Below are 5007 nucleotides of genomic sequence, written 5' to 3' on the forward strand. Positions count from 1 at the left end.
CTCCAGCGCGGAGACGAAGTTGCTCTTGCCCGCCCCGTTCGGGCCGATCAGGACGTTCAGCCCGCCCAGCCGGACCCGCGTCGAGCGGATCGAGGTGTACCCCTCGACCGTCACCGCCGCAAGCCGACCTGCCGTCATACGATCACTCTACGGCGGGCACCACCGCGGGCGGCGTCTGGCTGTGCGTCCGGGCTGGCCGGGGGAGCGGAACGTGCGCCGTTCACCGGCCCGTTCCCGCCCGACCTGCGAGAACGACCTCACCGGACTCGCGGGGTCAGGTGGGTCATCAGGGGGTCAGGTTCCACAGGGCGTCGAGGGGGAGGGCGGAGAGGCGGTCGCCGAAGGGTAGGGTCTGCTGGCCGGTGTAGAGGACGTAGCCGGCTACGAAGCGTGGGCCGAGCAGGTTGGCGAGGTGGCGTAGGCCGGCGAGGTCCTCGGTGCGGACGGTGGCGCCGGCTTTGACCTCGATCCCGACGACACGGCCGTCGGGGGTCTCCAGCAGTGCGTCCACCTCGACCTTGTCCTTCGTCCGGTAGTGGTAGAGGCGGGCGGACTGCTCGTTCCAGCCGAGTTGGCGGGCGAGTTCGGTGAGGACGAAGTTCTCGACCATCGGGCCGGCGGTGCCGTCGGGTTCCCCGAGCCGGGCCGCGTCCTGCCCCAGCAGATGGCAGGCTATGCCGCTGTCCACGTATGCCAGCTTCGGTGTGCCGACCGCCCGGTGGGTGTGGCCGGTGGACCAGGCCGGAACCAGCTTGATGAGAAAGACCGCGGACAGCAGGTCCAGGTAGCGGTTGAGAGTGGTTCTGGGGATGCCGGACTGTGACGCGAGCGCGCCGGGTACCAGCAGCCCACCGGACCGGCTCGCGAGCAGGGCGAGCAGTTGGTGCAGCTCACCGCGGCGCTGGATGGCGGACAGTTCGGTGACGTCCCGGGCGATGAGGGTGGACAGGTAGGAGTCGAAGAACGCCGTCCGGCGGCGGGGTGAGCGCCGCACCGCTTCGGGGTAGCCGCCGCGGACGATGCGTTCGAGGTAGTCGCGGCGTCGCAGCGGCGAGGTGCGGCTGAGCCCGGGGCCGTGGGTGAAGGCCGCGTCGACGAAGTGGTCCGGCGTCCCGTCGATCTCTCCCTGTGAGAACGGCCACAGTTCGATGGTCTCGATGCGCCCGGGGAGCGCGTCCGGAAGGTCGCGTAGGGCGAGGATCTGAGCGGAGCCGGTCAGGAGGAAGCGGCCGGGCCGGGGGTCGGTGTCCACCGCCACCTTGATCGAACGGAACAGTTCGGGGGCGAGCTGGACCTCGTCCACGACCAACAGGCCGTCGTGGTCGATGAAGCCTGTCGGGTCGTCGTGCGCGGCGCGCAGCGTGGCGGGGTCGTCGAGCAGGCGGATCAGCGGGTTGGCGGTGGCGGCGGCGGCCAGCCGGGCGAGGGTGCTCTTGCCGGCCTGTCGCGCGCCGTTGATCGCGACGACTCTGGTGTCTCCCAGCGCCTCCACGATGAGTGCCTCCGCCTTGCGTCTGATCAGCGCGCCTGATGCGTTCACACCACCATTATGGACACTTGGCCGCCATGATCGTGGTCATCTGGTCGCATGGTCTGTGGACAGTTGGACGCAGGTATCGTGGTCACCTGGACACTGTCCTTGCGGTTATCTGGTCGGACGGGTCGTGGTGAAATGGACGCTCGGTGCGTGGGCGGGTGGCCTTGCGCCGCGTGGACGATCGGCCGCTGGGATGCCTGATCGTGGTGGTGCCCTGACGGATCCGTGGCGGCATGGCTTCGTGACGGTGACGGGCGGTGGGCGTGAATGTTCGTTCGGTTGCGGCGCTGGCGGCCGGTAAGGTCGGTCGCGGTACGGGCGTCGTGATACGGGCGTGCTCGGGCGCCTGAAGCAACCACGGCAGGCCCAGGAACTACAGCGAACGGGCGGAACGGTCGATGAAGACGGCGATGCGGTCACACCTGTGCGGTGCGCTGCGCACGGAGCACATCGGTGCGACGGTTACGGTATGCGGCTGGGTGGCCCGCCGCCGCCAGCACGGCCAGTCGCTGATGTTCGTCGATCTGCGGGATCACTCCGGCCAGGTGCAGTGCGTGGTGGACGGCTCCGTCGACGTCCGCTCCGAGTATGTCGTCGCCGTCACCGCGACGGTGGCGGCCCGGCCCGAGGGGACGATCAACCCCAACCTGGCCACCGGCGAGATCGAGCTGCACGACTGCGTGGTGACGGTCCTCTCCGCGGCGCTGCCGCCGCCGTTCCCGATCGACGAGCGGGCGGACTCGGTCGACGAGGCGACCCGGCTCACCTACCGCTACCTGGACCTGCGCCGCGAGCGCATGCAGCGCAACCTGCGCACCCGCTCGGCGGTGCTGGCCGCGCTGCGCTCGGAGCTGGTACCGCGGGAGTTCGTCGAGGTCGAGACGCCGCTGCTGATGCCCTCCACGCCGGAGGGGGCGCGGGAGTTCGTCGTGCCGTCCCGGCAGTTCCCGGGCAGTTTCTACGCGCTGCCGCAGTCCCCGCAGCTGTTCAAACAGCTCCTGATGGTGGGCGGCGCCGACCGTTACTTCCAGTTCGCCCGCTGCCTGCGTGACGAGGACCTGCGCGCCGACCGGCAGTACGAGTTCACCCAGCTCGACGTCGAGATGAGCTTTGTCGACCAGGACGACGTCCTGGAGGTGATCTCCGCCGCGGTGCTGACCGCCGCGCGGGCCGTCACCGGCGGGCCGGTCGCGCCGATCGAGCGGATCACCTGGCACGAGGCCATGGACCGTTTCGGCGTGGACAAGCCCGACCTGCGCTTCGGCCTGGAGCTCGTCGAGCTGACCGGGGTCTTCACGGGCAGCGGCTTCCAGGCGTTCGCCGGGGCGCCGTCGGTGAAGGGCATCCGGGTGCCTGGCGGTTCGGCCACCCACAATCGCAAGGCGCTGGACGCGCTGACCGACCGGGCCAAGCAGCTTGGCGCGAAGGGCCTGGTGTGGATGCGGGTCGGTGCCGAGGGGTCGCTGGAGTCGCCGGTGGCGAAGTTCCTCTCCGCCGCCGAACTGGCCGGGATCGTGAAGGCGACCGGCGGTGAGGACGGCGACCTGCTGCTGCTGGTCGCCGACGAGTGGGCGACGGTCTGCGAGGTGCTCGGCCAGCTCCGTAACGACCTCGGCCGCCCGCCGGCCGGCGAGGGCGGGTTTCGTTTCGTCTGGGTCACCGACTTCCCGCTGTTCGTCGGGGTCGATGCGCAGACCGGGCGGCCCAAGCCCGGCCACCACCCCTTCACCCGGCCGCACCCCGACGACCTCGACAAGCTCGAGACCGAGCCGCTGGCCGTGCGCAGCCGCGCCTACGACCTGGTGCTTAACGGCTGGGAGCTCGGCTCGGGATCGATCCGGATCCACGAGCCCGACCTGCAGCAGCGCATCTTCGCCGCGCTGGGGATCTCGGCGGCGGAGGCCGACCGCCGGTTCGGTTTCTTCCTGACGCCGTTCTCCTACGGGGCCCCGCCGCACGGCGGTTTCGCCGTCGGTATCGACCGGCTGGTGGCGATCCTCGCCGGCGAGGACAACATCCGCGAGGTCATCGCCTTCCCGAAAACCCAGTCCGGACTTGACCCGATGACCGGCGCGCCGACTCCGATCGACGCCCGGCAGGTGCGTGAGCTGGGCATCCGGGTACTCCCGACAGCGTAAACGCCGCCACCTTCACCTGCCACCACACGCGAATTCCCCTGCCTGGCAGGACCTGGCGGGCTCTTGACCGGGTGAAACCGCCTCCGGCGGCGTCCCGGCCGTTTTACGGTTACCTGGCCGCATCACGTGTCGTGGCGTGGGTATGACCGGTGAATCCGTCCCGGACGGGCATCGGGGCCGGCTGGTTCGGCTTCGGGCGGGTTGGCCGTGGATCACGCGCCGGATACGACAGGAGGCCCGGGAATGCAGATACCGTTCTCGCCGTCACCGACATCCAGTCTCGGCGTCGAGTGGGAGCTGGCGCTGGTCGACCGCCGTACCCGTCAGCTTCGCGGGGCGGCGACCGCCATCCTCGACGAGTATCAGGCCAAGATCGGTGAACATGCCGAACAGCGGGCCAAACACGAGCTGTTCGAGTCGGTCATCGAGGTCGTCACCGGGGTCTGCGACACGGTCGCCGACGCCAAGGCCGACCTGGCCGTGACCGTCGGTCTCATCGAGGATCTGGCCGCGTCGCGCGGGCTTGCCCTGATGTGCAGCGGTACCCACCCGATCACCAGTTATGCCAGCCAGCAGATCAGTCCCGACCCGCGCTACCGCTCCATCCTGGAACGCATGCAGTGGGTCGCCCGACGCCTGCTGATTTTCGGCGTGCACGTACATGTCGGCGTTCCCGCGCAGGAGCGGGCGATTCCCGTCGTGAACGCGCTCGTCGGCTACATCCCGCATTTCCTCGCGTTGTCGGCGTCCTCGCCGTTCTGGCTGGGTCTGGACACGGGGCTGGCGTCGTCGCGCTCGAAGGTGTTCGAGAGCCTGCCCACCGCCGGCCTGCCGTACCTTCTGTCGGACTGGGAGCAGTTCGAGCGGTTCATGGGGACGCTGGTGTCGTCCGGGACGGTGGAGACCATCCGTGAGGTGTGGTGGGACGTCCGGCCGCACCCGGACTTCGGCACGGTGGAGCTGCGTATCTGTGACGGTCTGCCGACCCTGCTGGAGGTCGGGGCGATCGCCGCGCTGACCCAGTGCCTGGTCGACCGGATGAACACCCGGCTCGACCAGGGCCACCGGCTGCCGACGCCGCAGCGCTGGGTGGTGCAGGAGAACAAGTGGCGGGCCGCCCGGTACGGCCTGGACGCCGAGATCCTGCTCGACGAGGGGGGCACGACCCGCCGTGTCCGGGACGAGATCGCCGTTCTCGTCGACGATCTGCTGCCCGTCGCGCGGCGGCTGGAATGCGTCGACGAACTCACCGACGTCCTGCACATTCTTCAGGTCGGCTCGAGCTGCGACCGCCAGCGCGCGGTGGCGCGGCAGGCCGACGGGGATCTCGCC

General features: G+C 69.9%; 3 protein-coding genes. 2 read left to right on the top strand and 1 reads right to left on the bottom strand.

What is annotated here, in order from left to right; all coding sequences use genetic code 11:
* Nucleotides 1-286 precede the first annotated feature (286 nt).
* The gene (locus AC5LUJ_RS23155; RefSeq protein WP_250287210.1) at nt 287-1540 is read right to left on the bottom strand and encodes an ATP-binding protein; all 1254 of its coding nucleotides are present in this window, start codon (nt 1538-1540) and stop codon (nt 287-289) included.
* 395 nt (nt 1541-1935) lie between these two features.
* Here AC5LUJ_RS23155 and aspS point away from each other — a divergent pair, with 395 nt between their 5' ends.
* Both aspS and AC5LUJ_RS23165 read left to right on the top strand, forming a co-directional pair.
* The gene (gene aspS, locus AC5LUJ_RS23160; RefSeq protein WP_250287207.1) at nt 1936-3675 is read left to right on the top strand and encodes an aspartate--tRNA ligase; all 1740 of its coding nucleotides are present in this window, start codon (nt 1936-1938) and stop codon (nt 3673-3675) included.
* A 243-nt stretch (nt 3676-3918) separates the two neighbouring features.
* Nucleotides 3919-5007: glutamate--cysteine ligase (locus AC5LUJ_RS23165; protein WP_250287206.1), on the top strand; the 1089-nt coding region annotated here is incomplete at its 3' end.

It is taken from the genome of Protofrankia sp. CiP1_Cm_nod3 (assembly GCF_982290655.1).